Annotated in this window: 20 protein-coding genes; 12 read left to right on the top strand and 8 right to left on the bottom strand. The window is 53.1% G+C overall.

The features are described from left to right. Positions 1–72 precede the first annotated feature (72 nt). Positions 73–594, top strand: a complete 522-nt coding sequence (locus NST96_RS06775; RefSeq protein WP_003392115.1) for an ImmA/IrrE family metallo-endopeptidase — start codon at positions 73–75, stop codon at positions 592–594. 31 nt (positions 595–625) lie between these two features. Next, the gene (locus tag NST96_RS06770) at positions 626–1,039 is read left to right on the top strand and encodes a hypothetical protein (protein ID WP_003392118.1); all 414 of its coding nucleotides are present in this window, start codon (positions 626–628) and stop codon (positions 1,037–1,039) included. 13 nt (positions 1,040–1,052) lie between these two features. Here NST96_RS06770 and NST96_RS06765 read toward each other — a convergent pair whose 3' ends face one another. Further along, on the bottom strand, positions 1,053–1,805 hold the full coding sequence (locus NST96_RS06765; RefSeq protein WP_031933487.1) for an alpha/beta fold hydrolase: 753 nt from the start codon (positions 1,803–1,805) through the stop codon (positions 1,053–1,055). A 157-nt stretch (positions 1,806–1,962) separates the two neighbouring features. On the opposite strand from NST96_RS06765, the gene NST96_RS06760 reads away from it, so the two are divergent. The 8 genes from NST96_RS06760 to NST96_RS06725 all read left to right on the top strand — a co-directional run bounded on the left by NST96_RS06760 (position 1,963) and on the right by NST96_RS06725 (position 10,162). Continuing rightward, the gene (locus NST96_RS06760; protein WP_311135373.1) at positions 1,963–2,757 is read left to right on the top strand and encodes an IclR family transcriptional regulator; all 795 of its coding nucleotides are present in this window, start codon (positions 1,963–1,965) and stop codon (positions 2,755–2,757) included. 137 nt (positions 2,758–2,894) lie between these two features. Then, a complete protein-coding gene (locus NST96_RS06755) occupies positions 2,895–3,899 on the top strand; it encodes a tripartite tricarboxylate transporter substrate binding protein (RefSeq protein ID WP_003392124.1) in 1,005 nt (334 codons plus the stop codon). A gap of 66 nt (positions 3,900–3,965) precedes the next feature. Continuing rightward, positions 3,966–4,415: a tripartite tricarboxylate transporter TctB family protein gene (locus NST96_RS06750; protein ID WP_003392126.1), complete on the top strand. Its 450-nt coding sequence runs from the start codon at positions 3,966–3,968 to the stop codon at positions 4,413–4,415. Between the two features lie 19 nt (positions 4,416–4,434). Continuing rightward, on the top strand, positions 4,435–5,928 hold the full coding sequence (locus NST96_RS06745; protein ID WP_003392128.1) for a tripartite tricarboxylate transporter permease: 1,494 nt from the start codon (positions 4,435–4,437) through the stop codon (positions 5,926–5,928). Positions 5,929–5,949: 21 nt separating this feature from the next. After that, complete coding sequence (locus tag NST96_RS06740; RefSeq protein ID WP_003392130.1) at positions 5,950–6,900, top strand: sugar kinase; 951 nt, start codon at positions 5,950–5,952, stop codon at positions 6,898–6,900. Positions 6,901–6,935: 35 nt separating this feature from the next. Continuing rightward, positions 6,936–7,574 carry a bifunctional 4-hydroxy-2-oxoglutarate aldolase/2-dehydro-3-deoxy-phosphogluconate aldolase gene (locus NST96_RS06735; protein ID WP_024985520.1) on the top strand — a complete coding sequence of 213 codons (639 nt, stop codon included), beginning with the start codon at positions 6,936–6,938 and terminating at the stop codon, positions 7,572–7,574. A gap of 16 nt (positions 7,575–7,590) precedes the next feature. Continuing rightward, the gene (locus NST96_RS06730) at positions 7,591–8,559 is read left to right on the top strand and encodes a D-glycerate dehydrogenase (RefSeq protein ID WP_024985519.1); all 969 of its coding nucleotides are present in this window, start codon (positions 7,591–7,593) and stop codon (positions 8,557–8,559) included. A gap of 382 nt (positions 8,560–8,941) precedes the next feature. Beyond that, a complete protein-coding gene (locus tag NST96_RS06725; RefSeq protein WP_003392138.1) occupies positions 8,942–10,162 on the top strand; it encodes an MFS transporter in 1,221 nt (406 codons plus the stop codon). Between the two features lie 199 nt (positions 10,163–10,361). On the opposite strand, the gene NST96_RS06720 is transcribed toward NST96_RS06725, so the two are convergent. Together NST96_RS06720 and NST96_RS06715 are read right to left on the bottom strand one after the other, a co-directional pair. Then, positions 10,362–11,240: a GNAT family N-acetyltransferase gene (locus tag NST96_RS06720; protein WP_342405807.1), complete on the bottom strand. Its 879-nt coding sequence runs from the start codon at positions 11,238–11,240 to the stop codon at positions 10,362–10,364. 37 nt (positions 11,241–11,277) lie between these two features. Next, positions 11,278–11,838: an ABATE domain-containing protein gene (locus NST96_RS06715; RefSeq protein WP_003392145.1), complete on the bottom strand. Its 561-nt coding sequence runs from the start codon at positions 11,836–11,838 to the stop codon at positions 11,278–11,280. A gap of 159 nt (positions 11,839–11,997) precedes the next feature. On the opposite strand from NST96_RS06715, the gene NST96_RS06710 reads away from it, so the two are divergent. Beyond that, positions 11,998–12,492: a DinB family protein gene (locus NST96_RS06710; RefSeq protein WP_003392147.1), complete on the top strand. Its 495-nt coding sequence runs from the start codon at positions 11,998–12,000 to the stop codon at positions 12,490–12,492. A gap of 85 nt (positions 12,493–12,577) precedes the next feature. Then, entirely contained in the window at positions 12,578–12,706 is a 129-nt protein-coding gene (locus tag NST96_RS06705; RefSeq protein WP_264484502.1) for a hypothetical protein, read from the top strand. A gap of 65 nt (positions 12,707–12,771) precedes the next feature. Here NST96_RS06705 and NST96_RS06700 read toward each other — a convergent pair whose 3' ends face one another. The 5 genes from NST96_RS06700 to NST96_RS06680 form a co-directional block, all read right to left on the bottom strand. After that, positions 12,772–13,677 (bottom strand): hypothetical protein, encoded by a 906-nt coding sequence (locus tag NST96_RS06700; protein ID WP_031933490.1) that lies wholly within the window; start codon positions 13,675–13,677, stop codon positions 12,772–12,774. A gap of 10 nt (positions 13,678–13,687) precedes the next feature. Continuing rightward, entirely contained in the window at positions 13,688–14,335 is a 648-nt protein-coding gene (locus NST96_RS06695) for a PilN domain-containing protein (protein WP_003392153.1), read from the bottom strand. 5 nt (positions 14,336–14,340) lie between these two features. Further along, positions 14,341–15,369 (bottom strand): pilus assembly protein PilM, encoded by a 1,029-nt coding sequence (pilM, locus tag NST96_RS06690; RefSeq protein WP_003392157.1) that lies wholly within the window; start codon positions 15,367–15,369, stop codon positions 14,341–14,343. 247 nt (positions 15,370–15,616) lie between these two features. After that, entirely contained in the window at positions 15,617–16,375 is a 759-nt protein-coding gene (locus tag NST96_RS06685) for an A24 family peptidase (protein ID WP_122958350.1), read from the bottom strand. A gap of 404 nt (positions 16,376–16,779) precedes the next feature. Then, positions 16,780–17,229 carry a prepilin-type N-terminal cleavage/methylation domain-containing protein gene (locus NST96_RS06680; protein WP_024985514.1) on the bottom strand — a complete coding sequence of 150 codons (450 nt, stop codon included), beginning with the start codon at positions 17,227–17,229 and terminating at the stop codon, positions 16,780–16,782.

Genomic DNA, 17,229 nt, shown 5'->3' with positions numbered 1-17,229 from the left:
TCTCTCTTAACAGGGGCATTCTTTCCGCCACAAAAACGAACAAACGTTCCCTAATCAAGGAGGTCGTCACTCATGTTCTCACTAGTCTCCGACGTCTTCGAGCCGCAGACCTGGCTAGAGTCGCGCGTCTATGATTTATTGGAGCTTCATGACATCAAGCAGCCGGAAGAGATTCACCTGACCGAGCTTTGTGCAGCGTACGGGATCGAGCTGTGGAACATCACCGGACGCAGTCGGGCGCATCCGCATCCCTATCTGCCCAACCGCTACGTGATCGCTGTAGACGAGCGCCTCCCTCTGCCTTCGAGACGGGAAAAAATCGCCCATGAGCTTGGACATCTGCTGCTGCATGAAGGAATCCAGCCGATAGGGAGCACATCGATGATCCATTGGCAGGAAGCGCAAGCGAATCACTTTGCCGAGCATCTGCTCATGCCGTTTCCGATGTTTGTGCCACTGCTGGAAAACTGCAACCGCTATGAGGCTCCCTTTTTGCTGGCCCGAATCTTTCGCGTTCCTCTCGCCCTGGCCCAAAAAAGATTCGACCGCTTGCTGGGCAGGCTTTACGCAAAAGGCCACCCCATCAATTGGTAATAAACCGATAAAAAGGAAAAAGGAGTTCGGAATGAAAAAAGTATTTTTGGCCGGAGACGCTTACAGCTCCCGCTTTTTTGACTTGTCTTTGGATGACGAAGAGCTTTCCTTGATGCCCTGGATTGCCGCAGCGAGCTATCATGTAGCCCGCTTTGCCTTGCTGATGCAGGACGACGGTCTTGCCGGACTCGGCATTTCCAGCGGAGATGCCCTGCTCATCTCTGATTTTTCCATGGAACCGATCACAGGCAGGCCCGTCCTCGTACGTCAAGAGGGACAGTATATCGTTCGTATTGCCAAAGACGTCAATCCGGTAGAATGCGTTTTTACCTGCACGAACGATCTTCCGCCTCTGATCCTGCCCTCCGAAAACATACGCATTACAGGGGTGGTTTCCGGGATCATCTCTGAGCCGGCGATACACCGCGGAATCGACAGGCAATGAGACGGCTGTCATTTCATTTTCGATCCAATCCGGCGACCGTCGATTTCATCCATTCCTTCAGCACAGCGGCGGTCTGCTGCCACTGGTCTCCCGGGGGAATTGCGGCGGGCTGGTCTCCTTTTTGGGCCCCATAGCTTCCGAATTGAGCATGATTGCCCCCGGGAATCTTCAAGTAGACCGTATTGTCAGGGAGATACTGACGGGCCATTTCATAGGCCGAGCTGTTCACCACACCGTCTCTTGATCCGATCAGAGACAGCACCGGAATGGTTTTTTCCTTCAAGCTCCCTTTTTGATCGGGATACGATGCCAGAAAAAAAGTCCCCAAGACACGCTCGGGATGACTGGCTGCATACCGTGAGGCCATCGTCCCGCCGAGTGAATGCCCGCCGATCACGAACGGTTCCTCCGGATAAGCCAGCAGCACATCATTCGCACGGTCAACCCCGGTAAAGGCAAGATTCAGCGGCATTTTCACAATAACGGTCCGATGGCCGGACATAGCCATCAGCCTGGCAAGAGGCGCATAGCTCTCCGGACCGACCAATCCGCCCGGATACAGGATGATCCCGGGAGGAATATTTTCACCGCCTTCAAAGACGATCAGCCCCCCTCGTTCAGTTACGTTGACGCCATCCCCGTCACGCATAGCCTGCATCGCGGCATCATCCGGCTGATACGGATCGAGATACCAGGCGGCAATCGCTACCAGCACAGCCACGGCCACAAATACATAGATCAAGTAGCGGATAAAGTTTTTCCTCATCACTGTTCCCCCCTCTCGCATTGACTCATTTTTCCTATCAGTAGTATGCACTTTCATTGAAATCGTTTTCTCGATTTTTATTGACAATGAGATTCGACTATTTTTATAATGAATTCAGAGAATACGAAATAGGAACACTGTTCCTTATTATGGAACAATCAGGAGGTGGAGAAAGATCAAGACTCCAAGAGATACCTCTTCGGTTCAATCCGTCGATAGAGCTCTGCACATTTTAAACCTGCTCAAGGAAAATGTGGACGGCTTGGGTATTACTGAATTATCCAACCGGATGGAACTCGCGAAAAGCACTGTACACCGCTTGCTCTCTTCCCTGAAAAACCAGGGATTCGTCAGACAAGACCCGCTTAGCGAGCGTTATCTTCTCGGTCTGAAGCTGATTGAACTGGGGTCGATCGTATCACAATCATTGGAAATACGAAAAATTGCCAACCCGATCATGAGCCGGCTGGTGCAGGAAACGGGCGAAACCTCCCATTTGGTCGTGCTGGAGGATGGAGAAGTGGTCTATATTGAAAAAATTGAAAGCCCTTACACCATCCGCATGTATTCGCTGATCGGCAAACGTGCCCCCGTTCATTGCACGGGTGTCGGAAAAGCGATCATTGCCCATATTCCGGAGAGTGACGTCAGAAAAATCGTCGAGCAGAAGGGTCTGAAGAAGTTTACCGAAAACACGATCACCACGATCGATGATCTGTTCGCGAATCTCCAGGAAATCCGAGAAAAAGGCTACTCGCTTGACAAAGAAGAGCATGAGCCCGGCATATACTGTGTCGCAGCTCCCATTCTCAACCACAATGGCGAGTCCGTCGCCGGTCTCAGCGTATCCGGCCCAACGATGCGCATGGATGAAGAGAAAGTGAAGTTTTGCATGGATCGCGTCGTCTTTTACGCTCGTGAAATCTCCAAACACCTTGGATTCCGAGGGTAATTTTTTTCACAGTATTTAGGAACAATGTTCCTCATTAAGGAACAAATGACTTATAAACAAATTGTCTACGCACTGCCCATGTACTGCTTTCAAAGGAACACTATGAACACATTCCTTAATTATTGGAGGATGACATCATGAAATTGAAAAGCATTTTCTCTGGTCTCGCCGCTACCGCTCTTATCGCATCTCTCGTCGGATGCGGTTCTGGCAACTCCTCTGCTCCCTCTGGCGATCAAGCAGCAGGAGAGGCAGAAGCGTATCCGAAAAAGCAAATCGAACTGATCGTTCCTTACGCAGCCGGCGGCGGAACCGATGCAGTCGCCCGGGCATTTGCGGACTCTGCGAACAAAGTTCTGCCCCAATCCATCGGCGTCGTGAACAAGACAGGCGGCGGCGGTGCCGTAGGCATGAGCGAGGGAGCCAAGGCAAAGCCGGACGGCTACAAGCTGACGCTGGTCACAGTGGAAATGACAACGCTTCCTCCACTCGGTTTGGCCACCTTCAAGCCGGATGACTTCAAACCGGTTGCCCGCCTGAATGCGGACCCGGCAGCCATTACGGTCAGTGCAGACGCTCCTTGGAACACGATCGAGGAATTTGTCGCCTACGCCAAGGAAAACCCGGGCAAGGTGCGTATCGGAAACTCCGGTACAGGCGCGATCTGGCATCTGGCTGCAACCGCGCTGGAACAGAAAATTGATACCAAATTCAACCACATTCCTTTTGACGGGGCCAATCCTGCTGTGACAGCTCTGCTCGGCGGGCACATCGAAGCTGTTTCCGTCAGCCCGGCAGAAGTAGCTGCACAGGTGGAAGCGGGCAAGCTGAAAATGCTGGCCGTCATGGCTGACGAGCGCCTGCCGAAGTTCAAAGACGTACCGACGATGAAAGAAAAAGGAATCGATCTGTCCATCGGTACATGGAGAGGAATCGCGGTTCCGAAAGATACACCGGACAACGTCGTCACCGTATTGAAAGACGCCGCGAAAAAAGTAACGGAAGACAAGGCGTTTACAGATGTACTGGAAAAAATGAACCTGGGCGTATCCTATGCTGACGATGCAGCCTTTTCAGAAGCTGTGAAAAAAGACAGTGAGCTGTTTACGAAACTCGTCTCCGATCTGGGGTTGAAAAAGTAAGAAGCGCTGGACACGGGCGATGCTGTAGTGCACTCCCCGTGTCCTCCGTTTTAGGGAGGGTAGCTCGTGAAGAAGACTGATCTGTTTGTCGGTATTGCTCTCATTCTTTTGTCCGTAGCGGTCTGGATCACGTCGGGGCAATTTCCGTCGGTCGGCGATACAGATGTCGGCCCCGGATTCTTTCCCCGCCTGATCGCCGGCGGCCTGATCCTGATGTCGCTGGTGCTGATCGCAGCCGCATTCCGTCCCGGACAGGCGGCCGAAGAAGCCGGGCCTCCTACGTCCTGGAGACGGACCATTCTTGGTTTTGTCTGTATGTTCGTATTTTTGGCACTCGTCTACCTCGGCGGTTTCCATCTGGCGACACCAGTGTTTTTGCTCGGTTTCATGTGGCTGTTCGGCTATCGGAAGCCGATTGCGTCGATTCTCGTAGCCGTCCTGGTTACGCTGTTTATCTACCTCATCTTTGAAACAGTGCTGCAGGTTCCCCTTCCTGCAGGCGTCTTGTTCGAGTAGAGAATAAGGAGGGAACCGCATGTTTGATCTATTTGTAAACGGGTTAACGAACATCCTGACTGACCCCTTTGCCCTGCTGATGGCTGTCGTCGGCGTCATTATCGGGATCGTGGTAGGGGCTCTTCCCGGACTCACCGCCACCATGGGAGTCGCACTGATCTTGCCGATGACGTTTGGAATGGAGCCTGTCGCAGGTCTTTTGCTGCTGTCCGGCGTATATTTCGGCGGCGTCTACGGCGGCTCGATTACAGCGATTTTGTTGAAAACACCAGGAACTCCCGCAGCCGCGGCTACCGCTTTGGACGGCTATGCCCTGGCACAAAAAGGGATGGCGGGAAAAGCACTCGGTGCCGCGACTCTCTCCTCCTCTATCGGAGGCACGATCAGCATCATCATCCTGATGTTTCTCTCCCCTGTTCTGGCTACGATCGCTCTCGAATTCAGCGCACCGGAGACCTTTGCTCTGGCTGTATTCGGTCTTAGCATCATTGCCAGCATTTCCGGCAAATCGCTGGTCAAAGGACTGATTGCCGGTCTGGTCGGGCTTTTGCTCGCCACGGTCGGACTTGATCCGATCCTCGGCTTCCCGCGTTTCACCGGCGGCAGCGAACAGCTTTTGAACGGCGTCCCGTTCATTCCGATCATGATCGGCCTATTCGCCGCCTCGGAGGCGTTCAAGTCGCTCTCTGACATGAATGTAAAAGAAAAGGTCAAAGTGAAAATCGAAAAAATCGTACCGAGCTGGGGCGAATTCCGCGGCATTATCCCGACGATCCTCCGTTCGACCGGGCTTGGAACCTTTATCGGAATTATTCCGGGAGCGGGCGCCGATATCGCAGCCTTCGTGGCGTACAACGAAACGAAACGGTTCAACAAAGACAAAGAGCCTACGGACAAAAGCAGGATGGCTGGCGTTGCCGCATGCGAATCAGGTGCCAATGCATGTACCGGCGGCGCTCTGGTGCCGCTTTTGACACTGGGAATTCCCGGAGATGCCGTTACTGCTGTCATGCTCGGCGCTCTGATGGTCCAGGGACTGCAGCCAGGTCCGCTTCTGTTTAAAAACAACGGCGACCTCGTCTACACCCTGTTTATCGGGATGATCATCTGCTACGTGGTCATGTGCTTGCTCGGATTGTTCACGGCTCGCTACTTTGCCAAGGTTGTGCAAATTCCGAAAGAGATTTTGACCCCAGTCATCCTGGTTCTATGCATTGTCGGATCATATGCGATCAACAACAGCTTCTTTGATGTGTTGATCATGGCGGTAGCGGGTGTGATCGGCTTCTTTATGCAAAAACACGACTTCCCGGCTTCGCCGATCGTGCTGGCTCTGATTCTCGGCCCGATGGCAGAAAGCCAGTTCCGCAGAGCGCTAGCGCTTTCCAGCGGCAGCTACGATATTTTTTATACGCGGCCCATTCCGCTCATTCTTTTGCTGCTGTCGGTCATTACCCTGCTCACTCCGATCGTAAAAGCCATTTGGCAGCAGAGAAAACGCGCTCATCAATAACGCAGCCTGGAGGAAATCATGATGGACGTAGTCACTTTTGGAGAAACGATGGTACTGTTTACTCCGGAGAGCACTGGACTGATGCGCTATGCGCACACCTATACGAGAAAATTTGGAGGCTCGGAAACCAATTTTGCCATTGGGCTTGCCCGCCTCGGCCATTCTGTCGGCTGGATCAGCAGGGTAGGCAACGATGAGCTGGGCAAAGCGATGCTCTCGTTTGTCCGGGGAGAAGGGGTGGACACGAGCTGCGTCCGCCTTGATCCCGATGCGCCTACCGGCCTTTATTTCAAGGAAATCCGCAACGCCAGCGATGTCAACGTGTACTACTACCGCAAGGGCTCCGCTGCCAGCCGGATGACCGCTGCCGACCTCGACGAAGCCTATCTCGCGCAAGCCCGCTATTTGTTCGTGTCGGGGATCACGCCTGCGCTGAGCGAATCGTGCCGCGAGATGGTGTTTGAAGCGATTCGCATGGCAAAAGCAAGCGGATTGACTGTCGTCTTCGACCCGAACCTGCGGAAAAAGCTGTGGACGGAAGAACAGGCCCGCGAAACGCTGCTTGCCATCGCCGCCCAGTCCGACATTATTTTGCCCGGACTGTCCGAAGGGACGTTTCTCTTTGGAGAAACCGATCCTGTCAAACTGGGAGAGCGATTCCTCAGCCTTGGCGCCAAAATTGTCGTTTTGAAGCTGGGCGAAAAAGGAGCCCACTACTTTACGCCAGAGGAAAACCTGCACATTCCCGGCTTTCATGTCGAGCAGATGGTTGACCCTGTCGGTGCCGGTGACGGATTCGCGGCCGGGTTTGTCTCCGGTCTGCTGGATGGCCTTCCGCTTCCCGAAGCGGTCAAACGGGCCAATGCTGTCGGTGCCATCGTCACGATGGTGAACGGCGATGTCGAAGGCCTGCCGGAACGCTCCGATTTGAAACGGTTCGTGGAATCGCCCGGCGAAGAAGTGATGCGCTAAAAGCTCGTTTTCGATAATGGGAAGGAGAATGTGAGATGACCAAACTAGAGAAAATCCTCGACAGCGGTGTCGTAGCTGTGATTCGCGGAGCGAAGCCGGAGAAGATCATGGCGGTGGCAAAAGCGCTCTACGAAGGGGGCGTGACTACACTGGAGATTACGGTGGAAACGCCGAAAGTGCTCTCTTTGATCGAACAGGTTGCCAGCGAGTACGGAGACAAGCTGGTTATCGGTGCGGGAACAGTGTTGGACCCGGAAACAGCCCGCGCCGCCATCATGGCCGGGGCCCAGTTCATCTTTTCCCCGACCGTGAATCCGCAAACGATCCAGATGGCCAAGCGCTACGGTGTCGTGAGCATTCCCGGCGCCCTGACACCGACCGAGATTTTGACGGCGTATGAGCACGGCGCAGACGTGATCAAAGTATTTCCGGCCAACGTATTTGGCCCCGGCTACTTGAAAGACGTGCACGGTCCGCTTCCGCACATTCCGCTGATGCCGACCGGAGGCGTCGATCTCTCCAATGCAGCCTCCTATATCAAGGCCGGCGCGGTCGCCGTTGGCGTAGGAAGCTCTCTCGTCAGCTTCAAGGGAGCGGTGGACGAGGCGTATCTGAACAGTCTGACCCAAACAGCGCGCCAATTCGTCGAGATCGTCAAGGCAGCGCGATCCTAGAGAGGAGTCGAAACAGATGACAAAACCGCTTGTTTTTGTCCCTCACCGCATCGCTGAATCAGCGCTTGCCCTGCTACGCGAGCGCTGCGAAGTGGATTATCGCGACATCGAGGAAAAGCTGGACGACGCATCGTTTGCAGCCGGTCTGCAGCGGGCCGACGGGTTGATGATCTACTCCCGGCACAAAATCAATGCCTCCGTCCTGGAAAAGGCTCCCCGTCTGCGGGTCGTCAGCAATATCGCGGTCGGTTACGACAATCTGGACCTTCCCGCATTGACAGCCCGCGGCATCCTCGCGACGAATACCCCGGACGTCTTGACCGAGACAACCGCCGATCTGACCTTTGCCCTGCTGATGGCGGCTGCCAGACGTGTACCGGAGGCTGACCGGTTTGTGAAAAACGGCCAATGGAATGAATGGCTCCCCAGTCTGATGCTCGGAAAAGACGTGCACGGCGCGACCATCGGGATCGTCGGGATGGGCAGGATCGGAGAAGCTGTCGCCCGGCGAGCCAAAGGCTTTGACATGAACATTCTGTACTTCAACCGCTCCCGCAAGCCGGAAGCGGAAAAAGCTCTGGGGGTACAGTTCACCTCGCTTGACGATCTGTTGTCCCGGTCCGACTACGTGGTGGTGATGACGCCATTGACCCCGGAAACAGAGGGCCTCATCGGAGAACGCGAGCTGGCTCTGATGAAAAGCGACGCCATTTTGATCAATACCTCCCGGGGACGTGTCGTCGATGAACAGGCCTTGATCCGTTCTCTGACGGAGCGCCGGATAGGCGGAGCCGGCCTGGACGTCTTCCAGATGGAGCCGACGCCAAAAGACAATCCGCTGCTTTCCTTGCCCCACGTGGTCACACTCCCTCATATTGGCAGCGCCACGAGGGAAACCCGGGAGAAGATGGCGCTCAAGGCCGCGCGCAACATGCTTGCAGGTCTTTTTGGGAAACGTCCGGAAAATTTGTTAAATCCTTCTTGACTCCGCTTTTTCAGCGTGATAATATCTAACCCATACGAAATCGGAAGGGTGACTTATGAACAATGGACATCTAATCCTGTCTCCATGAAAACAACCGTTTGAAAATAACCATGTCTGTGGGAAACGAAACGGTTTCTGGATAGGATTGGTATGGATGTTCATAGTCGCATGCATCTTTTTTCGGTGTCGACAGCTTGCTTTGTTGTCGGTATGAGGATGCACTCCTGAAGGGTGAACTTGCTTCCCAGAATCTCAGAAGCATGGCACATTCCTTTGGATAGAAGGAAGCCCCTTTGAGCTGTTTTTGGGCTTATGTTTTGTCTTCCTTGCGATCACGATCTCTTCGCCTCCTGTCCAGGAACTTGGATGAGGAGGTTTTTTTATGCGAGAAAAAGGAATCTTTCGCAATAAAGTCATACAAACGATCCTGCTGTCTGCGCTGTTTTTGCAAATCGGCGTATGGGTCCGCAACTTCGCGATCCTGCTGTTTGTCATGCAGCAAACAAACGGCGATCCTTTGGCTGTCTCGATGATTTACGTGGCGGAATACGCTCCGATCTTTATTTTTTCCTTTATTGGCGGGACGTTCGCTGACCGTTGGCGCCCCAAGCGAACGATGGTCTGGTGTGATATTTTAAGCGCGCTGTCTATCTTCGGAGTCCTGCTTGCTTTTGTGTTCGGAACCTGGAAAGCGGTCTTCTTCGCGACGCTGATCTCGGCCATTTTGTCCCAGTTTTCGCAGCCGTCCGGCATGAAGCTGTTCAAAATGCACCTTCCTGCCGAGCAGATGCAAGCGGGTATGTCCATCTATCAAACGCTTTTTGCCATTTTCATGATCCTTGGCCCTGCCCTCGGGACGTTTGTGTTTCAGACATTTGGGATCGGTGTAGCAATCGCGGTGACCGGTGTCGCTTTCCTGCTCTCCGGCGCCGTTCTTGTGCGGCTGCCCGCCGACCACGTAGAGGAAAACGGGCAGCAGCCGACAACTCTATGGCAGGAAATGGTCGACGGCATCCGTTATGTGTTGAAAAGCAACATTCTGACAAAGCTGGGCTTATGCTTTTTGGCAGCGGGCCTAAGCATCGGACTCATCCAGCCTCTGAGCATTTTTCTCGTGACGGAGCGATTGGGCTTGCCTATGGAATCCCTCAAATGGCTGATGACAGTCAACGGGATCGGCATGATTGTCGGGGGTGCGCTGACCATGACCGTTGCCAAAAAAGCCTCTCCGCAAAAGCTGTTGGTCATCGGCATGCTGGTCAATGCAGTAGCCATGAGCATCGCGGGCTTATCGACCAACCTCTGGCTGACGTTGACGGCCCAGTTGTTCAACGGCCTGTTTATGCCTTGCATTCAGATCGGGATCAATACGATGATCTTGAAGCATACCGAGGGCGCTTTTGTCGGCCGCGTGATGGGAATCCTGAGCCCTCTCTTCACCGGAGCCATGGTTTTGACGATGAGTATCGCGGGTCCATTGAAAAAACTGCTCTCACTCGTCTCTGTTTTCGAGATGGCTGCGCTTCTGTTCATTGTCGGCCTGCTCTTCATCGTACCGCTTTTGCGGTCGCAAGCAGGTTCGGAACAAGAAGCTTCCGGTTGAACCTGTTGAATGACAAAATGAAACCACGCGGGAGAATTGCACCTGCGTGGTTTTTTGTATCCTGCCGGAAGAGTTCCGGTTTTTGGGTTTTTGGGTTTTTGGGTTTTTGGTTCTGCCGACTGTCAGGATATGTCGGCTTTCCGGCTTTCCGGCTTTTCGGCTTTTCGGCTTTTCCGCTTTCCCGCTTCCAGCCTTTCCCCTACCCGAACGCCTGTGCAGCAATTGCGTACAAGCGGCCGTTCCTCTCCGGCAGCTTTTCCGCATTCCTGATCATGATCGGAGGCTGGCTCGCCTTTTGAAATCCGCACTGCTCCAGAAAAGCCAGGAATTCTTCATGTCCAGACGGTACATCGATCCGCAGCTTGCCTTGATATCCGCTCGCAAGCTGTTCCACGATTTGTTTCGCTCCCTGCAGGTCAAAAGCGACGATCGGGCCGAGTATCAGGTTGACCGGCCCCTCTACAGACAGGCCATAGCCAATGACAGCTCCATCCTGCCGCTTCAAGACGACGCCATTTTGCGCCTGCTGGATGCGATGAATCAAAAATCTTCTGCGGTCCGCGCCGACTGCGGCCTTGTCCAGCTCCACGATTTGCTCCAGATGCTCCCCGGTCAGCTTCTCTACAAATGTATCTCCTGTATCAAACGATGCTCGATGCCGCTGGTACGCTTCGCATAAGTATTTGTGCACGCAATCTACGGACACAAAGCCCATGCTTTCGTACATCGGCTTTCCCTCCGGTGTGGCGATCAGCATCAGGGCTGTATCCGCTGAAGTCGAGGCGGCATCGATACAAGCCTGTGTTACTTGTTTCCCCAGCCCCATCCCTCTGCATTCAGGATGAACGATGACCATGCCGATGGAGGCAAGCGTTTCGCCGTATGGAACAATCGCGGCGCTTGAGTACACTTTTCCCTGGTCATCACGGTGTCCGAATACTCTCCCTGCAGCAATGAGGGTTGCCAGCTCTGCTTCATGGTAATCCCAGCCTACCGAGGCAGACAGCTCGATCAGCCCCGGAATATCCCCGCTGGCAAGCTCGTCCAACCTCAATTCGTGCCGTTTGCTGACAGTCATGTTCTTTTCTTCTCCCTTTCTCCCGATCTTCCTGGATTTATGTGTCTTTCCTCTCCTTTTTTTGCCGCTCGCGAAAGCGCCGCACTTTCATCAGGTTGCCGCACGCCTTATCGTCGCACCAACGGCTGGAGCGGTTGCGGCTCTCGTCGTAATACACCCAGAGGCAATTGGCGTTTTCGCAGATCTTCAATCGCCGCAAATCGGTACCAGCCAGAAGCTCGGCGAAGGAAAGTGCGATTTTCCCTATGACCAGGTCCCATTCTTCGCCTCGTACAACCTCCTCTATTTGAAAGCCATCCGGCCGATGAACGATGCGGCGGCAGCTGGGCACAGCCGCAAGCACCTGATTGATGCCGACCAGATCGCTTGGATCAGGTGCTTGTCCTGTTGCCACCGCTTCCGTGACATTTCGCATCTGCTGCCGCAGTTCTCTCAAGCTCTGGAGCAGCATAGGGTCTGTAGGAAGGGGGACTTTCAGCTCCCACTTCGTCGAAAAATACTGCCACCATTCAGGCTTGCCAAGCCGGTCATCCCGCTGTCCGGACCCTCGCCAGTCTCTGCAATCGCTGTTGATAAAATCAAGACATATCCACTCCACGGAGTTTTTTCTCCTCTCTTGAACCACTCGCCAAAATATGGTAAGGTATTGTTTGTAACCACCAAAATGTATTTAAGTAGTTACAGACAGTATTCTTCTCCAGATTCTACCTTCATTATACTGCCGTTAATCACTCTTTCCCAGATGAGGAGGACTTGCATGAACCGTATGGAGTTGCTGTTGCACGAGTGGGATTGTACATTCGCCAAAGAAGATTGGTATCCCCCCTTGAAAGACGCCTTGGCAGGACTCACCGCAGCCGAAGCAAGCTGGCGGCCGCCTGGCGAAGCTGCCAACACCATTTGGGAGAATCTGAGCCACTTGCTGTTTTACAAGGAACGGCTGCTTCACCGTTTGAAGGGCACCGAACAGCCTTCTACAGCTTCCACCAACGACGACACCTTTGCCCCATCCGGAGGACCAGAGGACGAGGAGGCCTGGCAAGCGGACGTCAAGCGGATGGAGACTCTCCACTATGAACTGAGAGACGTGCTCGCTTCCATTCCGGAGACCTCCTTCGATCAGCCGTCGCCTTCAAAGCCTTTGGGGCTGAGCGTATTCAGCATCATCATGCACGATGCGTTTCATACCGGACAGATTGTGCAGATTCGCAAACTGCAAGGCACCTGGCCCGCACGCAGGTCTTTTGATTAAGAATCCGCTTCTTAGACAAATACCCAAACCCGCCCGGCTATGCCCTCATACATTGTAGGGAAGTTCATCGGAGCGAGGCGATTCCATGAGTCAAAAGTCCGAAGGTTTGTCGGCTGACGATCTTGCTTTATTGGCGGCTGTGATTGTATTAATCGGAGACTTTCTGGCGCTATTGGCCTTGGTGCGGGAGCGGCAGGAAAAGACTAAGAAATGAAGAAAAGCCGTTGCTCGCGACAGCAACGGCTTTCATTCGTAAATGAAGGAAATCGCCCTCTGCTTTTAGTAAGGCGATCCTTCTTTGCTTTCATTGATCGGATCACCGGGCTTCGGTGTGATTCCATACTGAAACGGGTTGCCTTTGCCCGATGGAGCCTCTACCTCAACGGCCGGAAGCTTGTCGACTACCTGCTTGAATTCAGGGGCGTAATAGCTGGTCAGCTTGATTGTCGCCGTCATCCTGCTGTCTTTGGGGACGGTAAATTCATCCTTCTCCGCCGCAGCGACAGTGAATTCATCTACCCGCAAATATCGGGACAATCCCTGTACCTCCTTGAGGAAGAGGTACAGCTCATCGTATCCTCCCTTTACAGAAAGCGTGATCTCCACGCTTCCCAATGCGGTTTCCGGCAGCAGTCTCCTGAGCGTGTCTGCCGTGGGCATGGCAAGTGCAGCGCTGCGGTCCTTGGCATTGGGTTCAGATGCTATTCCTGTTGCTTCCGCTGTACCTGTTTCCTTTTTGTCCGTATCTGAGTTTGTTTTCGGCTCTTTGGCTCCAGTTGACTCTTCGGCTGCTGTATCCGCCCCCTGCTCTTCTTTCGAAATGATCTGCTCCACCATGTCTTTCGTCGACAGCACTTTTGGCTGGGTAAAGCTGGCCGTAAGGATCTCGACCTTGCTGATCGTCTGGAGCTTGCCCAAATCCTTCACGAGCTGATCTGTATAGGGAGAGACGGGGATTGCCTCCGTAACCTTTGCCAATGCTTCCTCGGAAACGGTATCATCCTTCTTTTTCTCTGTATTCCTGCTGCTCAGCCCTTGCACCGTCGCTTGCAGCTGAGCCAGTTCTACCGTTAGCTTGCTCTTTTTTGCCTGCAACGGCGTGAGATAGATATAGTAGAAGACAGCGAGCAGGGCAAACAGCAAAGCAACAAACAAGAACAGGTATTGACGTGTTTTCTCAGCCATGTTCACTCTCCTACTTCTTCTGCTCTTGTGTACGTGCAGCAAGCTGCTTGTTCAGCACGCCCAGGTCCAGGGTGAGTACCTTCACTTCAAATGTAGCCGTGTAGCGGGGCAGGATGTCTCCGCCCACCGCACTCAACGCTGCCGAATGGGGCCTGCCTTTCTCGTCCACCGGCCCGGTCCACTTCACGGGTACGGAAGCGATTGTTTTTATCTGCGCTTCCCGTACGTATGGCGAAGCCTGCAAATTGTGCAGATAGGCGGCCACATCGTCATATTGCTCAAAGCGGCCGGTGAGCTGCACCGTGCCATCCAGGGCATAACTGATTTTCAGCAGCTTTCCCATCTCCGGCAGGTTTTCGGAAAAATTGTCGAGCAGGAGCGTTGTCGGGTAGAACAGATGCTGCATCTTCTCCGACAGCTCTACATAGTCTTGCAAAGTCGCTGTATTTGCTTTCAAGCCGATCCGCTTTTCCGCTGCCTGGACCATTTGTTTTTGCTGCGCGATTTCCTGCTGCAATCTTTCCACCGTTGCCTGATCGGCATAGTAGGCAAAGCCCATCCAAGCCGCCCCGATAAGCCAAAGCAGCCCTGTCGCGGAGAGCAACAGGACTCCGCCTCTAACCTTTTTCTTTTTTGGTAATAGGTTAATGGTTACCACTTGCGTCAACCTCTCAAGGTTAGTCCCGCCGCTGCCGTAAAGGCCTGAACATTCAGCGGTTGCGTATGCTGAAGGCGGATATGGTGGATGGGCAGAGGAACGATCTCAAAGCTCGTCATGCGATTTTTAAGAAGCTGGATGGTGTGCTCCAAATCGTCATCTTCACCGGTTACATAGATCGTCTGAATACGGGTCCCGTCATTTTTCATGCTGAACTGATAGAAGTTGATCACGCGGTCGACTTCCCTGACCAGATCAGCTACAAATAATGCATGGACGGCAGCAGCACCGTCTGTCCCCCCGGATGCGGAAGCCTGCTCATAATGGGCGAGATGGATCGGAATGTTTCGCAAAAACTCCGGAATATCGCTTTGAAAAATGCTGACGTTGACCGAATGCCGTCCGAGCTGCAGGAACATGAAGTCGGTTTTGTGGACTTCCCCGCTCTCCTCCAGCAGCCGGTACAGAGCAAGCGGTTCGATATCAACAGCCGTTACTTCGATATCGAGTACCTTCAACAATTCGATATATTGGTCGATCAAATCACCAGGAGCGGCAATCACCAAGTATTCATCCTCCGGCTGCGGCTCCTCCGCGAGGCTGTACTCTCCCAGCTCGTCCATCTCCAGCGACGGCGGCACTTCTCTGATCTTGTGAAAGTCAAAATAGGGCCTTGCAAAAGGAAGGTGAATGGTCGTCCCCAGCTCGATTTCGAGCAAAGAACGAATATCGTCCGTCGTCAGCTTGGGCTGAATGGTTTTTCGAATCACCACGGTTGACGTCGGAACGGAGAGAACCGCCTTCTTTTTGGAAAGCCGCAGCTCCTTCTTGGCTAGAGTCAGCTGTATTTTTACCCGCTCGATATCCGTGATCCGCCCGTTCTCGAAGGTTCCTTCCTCCAGCGGGATCAGACCTGCCTGCCGTATCTCCACGCCTGTGTCCGTTCGCCGTGCTTCTGTAAAGCGAAGCCCGTCTTCTTCCACGGCAATGCCGATACGAACGGGATTCGTCATAAAAGGGATGCGCAGTTTCATCCGCCTCTTTTCCTTTCTGTCAGCCCCAGAGCTGATGCAATTCCAGTTCCTGTGTTTGGGAAATCCGGTTCCTTAATGCATGCGCAAGCTTTCGCCCTGTCGATGATTATTGTGTTATAGGAAGCTTGCCACTTGACGAAATTCTTCATTTTTCGACACATTTCTTCTATCACTCACTTATTTTTCGACACACCCTCCCGGTCAACCTTCTGCTCAGCGGAAAAGGAAATTGCTATTTCATTTGCTGTCAGAAGAACACATCCACATACCAGCCGATGATCGCATCTCCTTTGAGATAGGCAAGCAGTGACCCGGCAGCGATGAATGGTCCAAATGGCACCTGCGTTTTCCTCCCCGTCCCTCGAAAGAGCATAAGTATGATGCCAAACAGCGTTCCCAACAGAGCTGACAAAAAGATGGAAAGCGCCAGCAAAGGCAGGCCCAGAAACAGACCCACTACGGCAAACAGCTTGATGTCGCCTCCCCCTACACCGCCGCGGGACAGTACGGTGAGCAGGAAGAACAGGCCAAATCCGACTGCCATGGCGATCAAGTGCATCCAGTAGGGCTGTGTCGGGTGGACGAGCAGCCGGAGTATGAGAAACAGAGCCAGCGCAGGCAGAGTCACCTTGTCCGGGATAAGCCGATAGGCGAGGTCAGCCACGCTCACAATGACGAGCAGCGAGACAAACAGCAAACCCATAAACATCTCGGCGCTCCAGCCGTAGGTGAGATAGACAAGGGCAAATGAGATACCGCAGATGCCTTCCATGACTGGATAAAGCAGCGAGACTTTTGTCCGACAATAGCGGCATGCCCCCCTATTCAGCAAATAGGAAAGAACAGGGATCAGATCGAGGGGACGCAGCCTGGTGTCGCAGCTTTTGCAATGAGACGGCGGTTGGACAATGGATTCCCCCTGCGGGACTCGCAGACCGACGACGTTGAAAAATGAACCGAATACGAGGCCGAATACAAACAGGACGGCCGTGATCAGGTACTCCATGGCTTCTCTCCTAGTTGGTGGAACGGGTATAGTTTGCTTTGATTCAGGAAAAAACTTCCTGCACCGCATTGGGATGTAGGAAGTTTTTATTGGTTCATTTTGTTGCCCGTGTTTTAAAAAGCGCTCGTAGCCGTGGCTGTAGTGGAAGAAGCCTGTTTCCAGGCTCCCTCCGGTTCCGCCCTGCATAGAAGCGGGGCCTGTACGCGCCGAGGCGATTCGCGTAGGAGCGTCAAAGTCGGACAGCTTTAGGGGCAGGGTCACTCAGAGGTGACGCTCCTGTTTCCTGCGACTCGCTGCTCTGCTGAGCCAGGCTGGACAAGTCGTACATCAGGAAACAGGCTTCTTCGGCGAGCGTTTGTTTTCTCAATAGATATATACTCTCTTATAAATCTTGAGTTGATTTTTTACTTTTTACCATCAAGGTATACTTTGTCTCGATCCAAGGCACTAATATCTTCATCTACAAAAACCCTATCTCCTTCCTGCAACTTTACTTTAATTACTTGCTTCGTAATTTTTGTATCATTGTCCTCTTTAGCGGTAATTGTGACTTCGCTTTTCTTAACATCGTAAGTTTTATCTTCCCCTGGAACCTGAATGTCACTAATAAATCCTTCTTTTTGCAACTCTTCCAAGGTATAATCCCCAGTCGCTTTCCCTTCAGCAGTAGCTGCCATTCTCGCCGCATTTGCCAACATTTGCGCATTCGCGATGTGCGCATCCTTGCGGCTATTTTCAATGATATTTCCTACTGACGGAATCGCAATCGCCGCAATAATCCCCAAAATCACCACAACGGCGAGCAGTTCGACCAGCGTAAGGCCTCGTTGATCCTTCAAATAACGTGTAAACAT

The organism is Brevibacillus sp. FSL K6-2834 (assembly GCF_038592925.1).
GTDB classification, from domain to species: Bacteria; Bacillota; Bacilli; order Brevibacillales; family Brevibacillaceae; genus Brevibacillus; species Brevibacillus borstelensis.
The sequence above is the reverse complement of the archived record's forward strand: the minus strand, read 5'-3'. Positions and strand labels throughout refer to the sequence as shown.

Coding starts and splice junctions, on each gene's coding strand:
- NST96_RS06765 (WP_031933487.1), bottom strand. CDS start 1,805: ATGAGGAAAAACTTTATCCGCTACTTGATCTATGTATTTGTGGCCGTG.
- NST96_RS06685 (WP_122958350.1), bottom strand. CDS start 16,375: ATGGAGTACCTGATCACGGCCGTCCTGTTTGTATTCGGCCTCGTATTC.
- NST96_RS06730 (WP_024985519.1), top strand. CDS start 7,591: ATGACAAAACCGCTTGTTTTTGTCCCTCACCGCATCGCTGAATCAGCG.
- NST96_RS06700 (WP_031933490.1), bottom strand. CDS start 13,677: ATGGCTGAGAAAACACGTCAATACCTGTTCTTGTTTGTTGCTTTGCTG.
- pilM (WP_003392157.1), bottom strand. CDS start 15,369: ATGAAACTGCGCATCCCTTTTATGACGAATCCCGTTCGTATCGGCATT.
- NST96_RS06725 (WP_003392138.1), top strand. CDS start 8,942: ATGCGAGAAAAAGGAATCTTTCGCAATAAAGTCATACAAACGATCCTG.
- NST96_RS06745 (WP_003392128.1), top strand. CDS start 4,435: ATGTTTGATCTATTTGTAAACGGGTTAACGAACATCCTGACTGACCCC.
- NST96_RS06705 (WP_264484502.1), top strand. CDS start 12,578: ATGAGTCAAAAGTCCGAAGGTTTGTCGGCTGACGATCTTGCTTTATTG.
- NST96_RS06770 (WP_003392118.1), top strand. CDS start 626: ATGAAAAAAGTATTTTTGGCCGGAGACGCTTACAGCTCCCGCTTTTTT.
- NST96_RS06720 (WP_342405807.1), bottom strand. CDS start 11,240: ATGACTGTCAGCAAACGGCACGAATTGAGGTTGGACGAGCTTGCCAGC.
- NST96_RS06775 (WP_003392115.1), top strand. CDS start 73: ATGTTCTCACTAGTCTCCGACGTCTTCGAGCCGCAGACCTGGCTAGAG.
- NST96_RS06680 (WP_024985514.1), bottom strand. CDS start 17,229: ATGTTTACACGTTATTTGAAGGATCAACGAGGCCTTACGCTGGTCGAA.
- NST96_RS06735 (WP_024985520.1), top strand. CDS start 6,936: ATGACCAAACTAGAGAAAATCCTCGACAGCGGTGTCGTAGCTGTGATT.
- NST96_RS06710 (WP_003392147.1), top strand. CDS start 11,998: ATGAACCGTATGGAGTTGCTGTTGCACGAGTGGGATTGTACATTCGCC.
- NST96_RS06740 (WP_003392130.1), top strand. CDS start 5,950: ATGGACGTAGTCACTTTTGGAGAAACGATGGTACTGTTTACTCCGGAG.
- NST96_RS06755 (WP_003392124.1), top strand. CDS start 2,895: ATGAAATTGAAAAGCATTTTCTCTGGTCTCGCCGCTACCGCTCTTATC.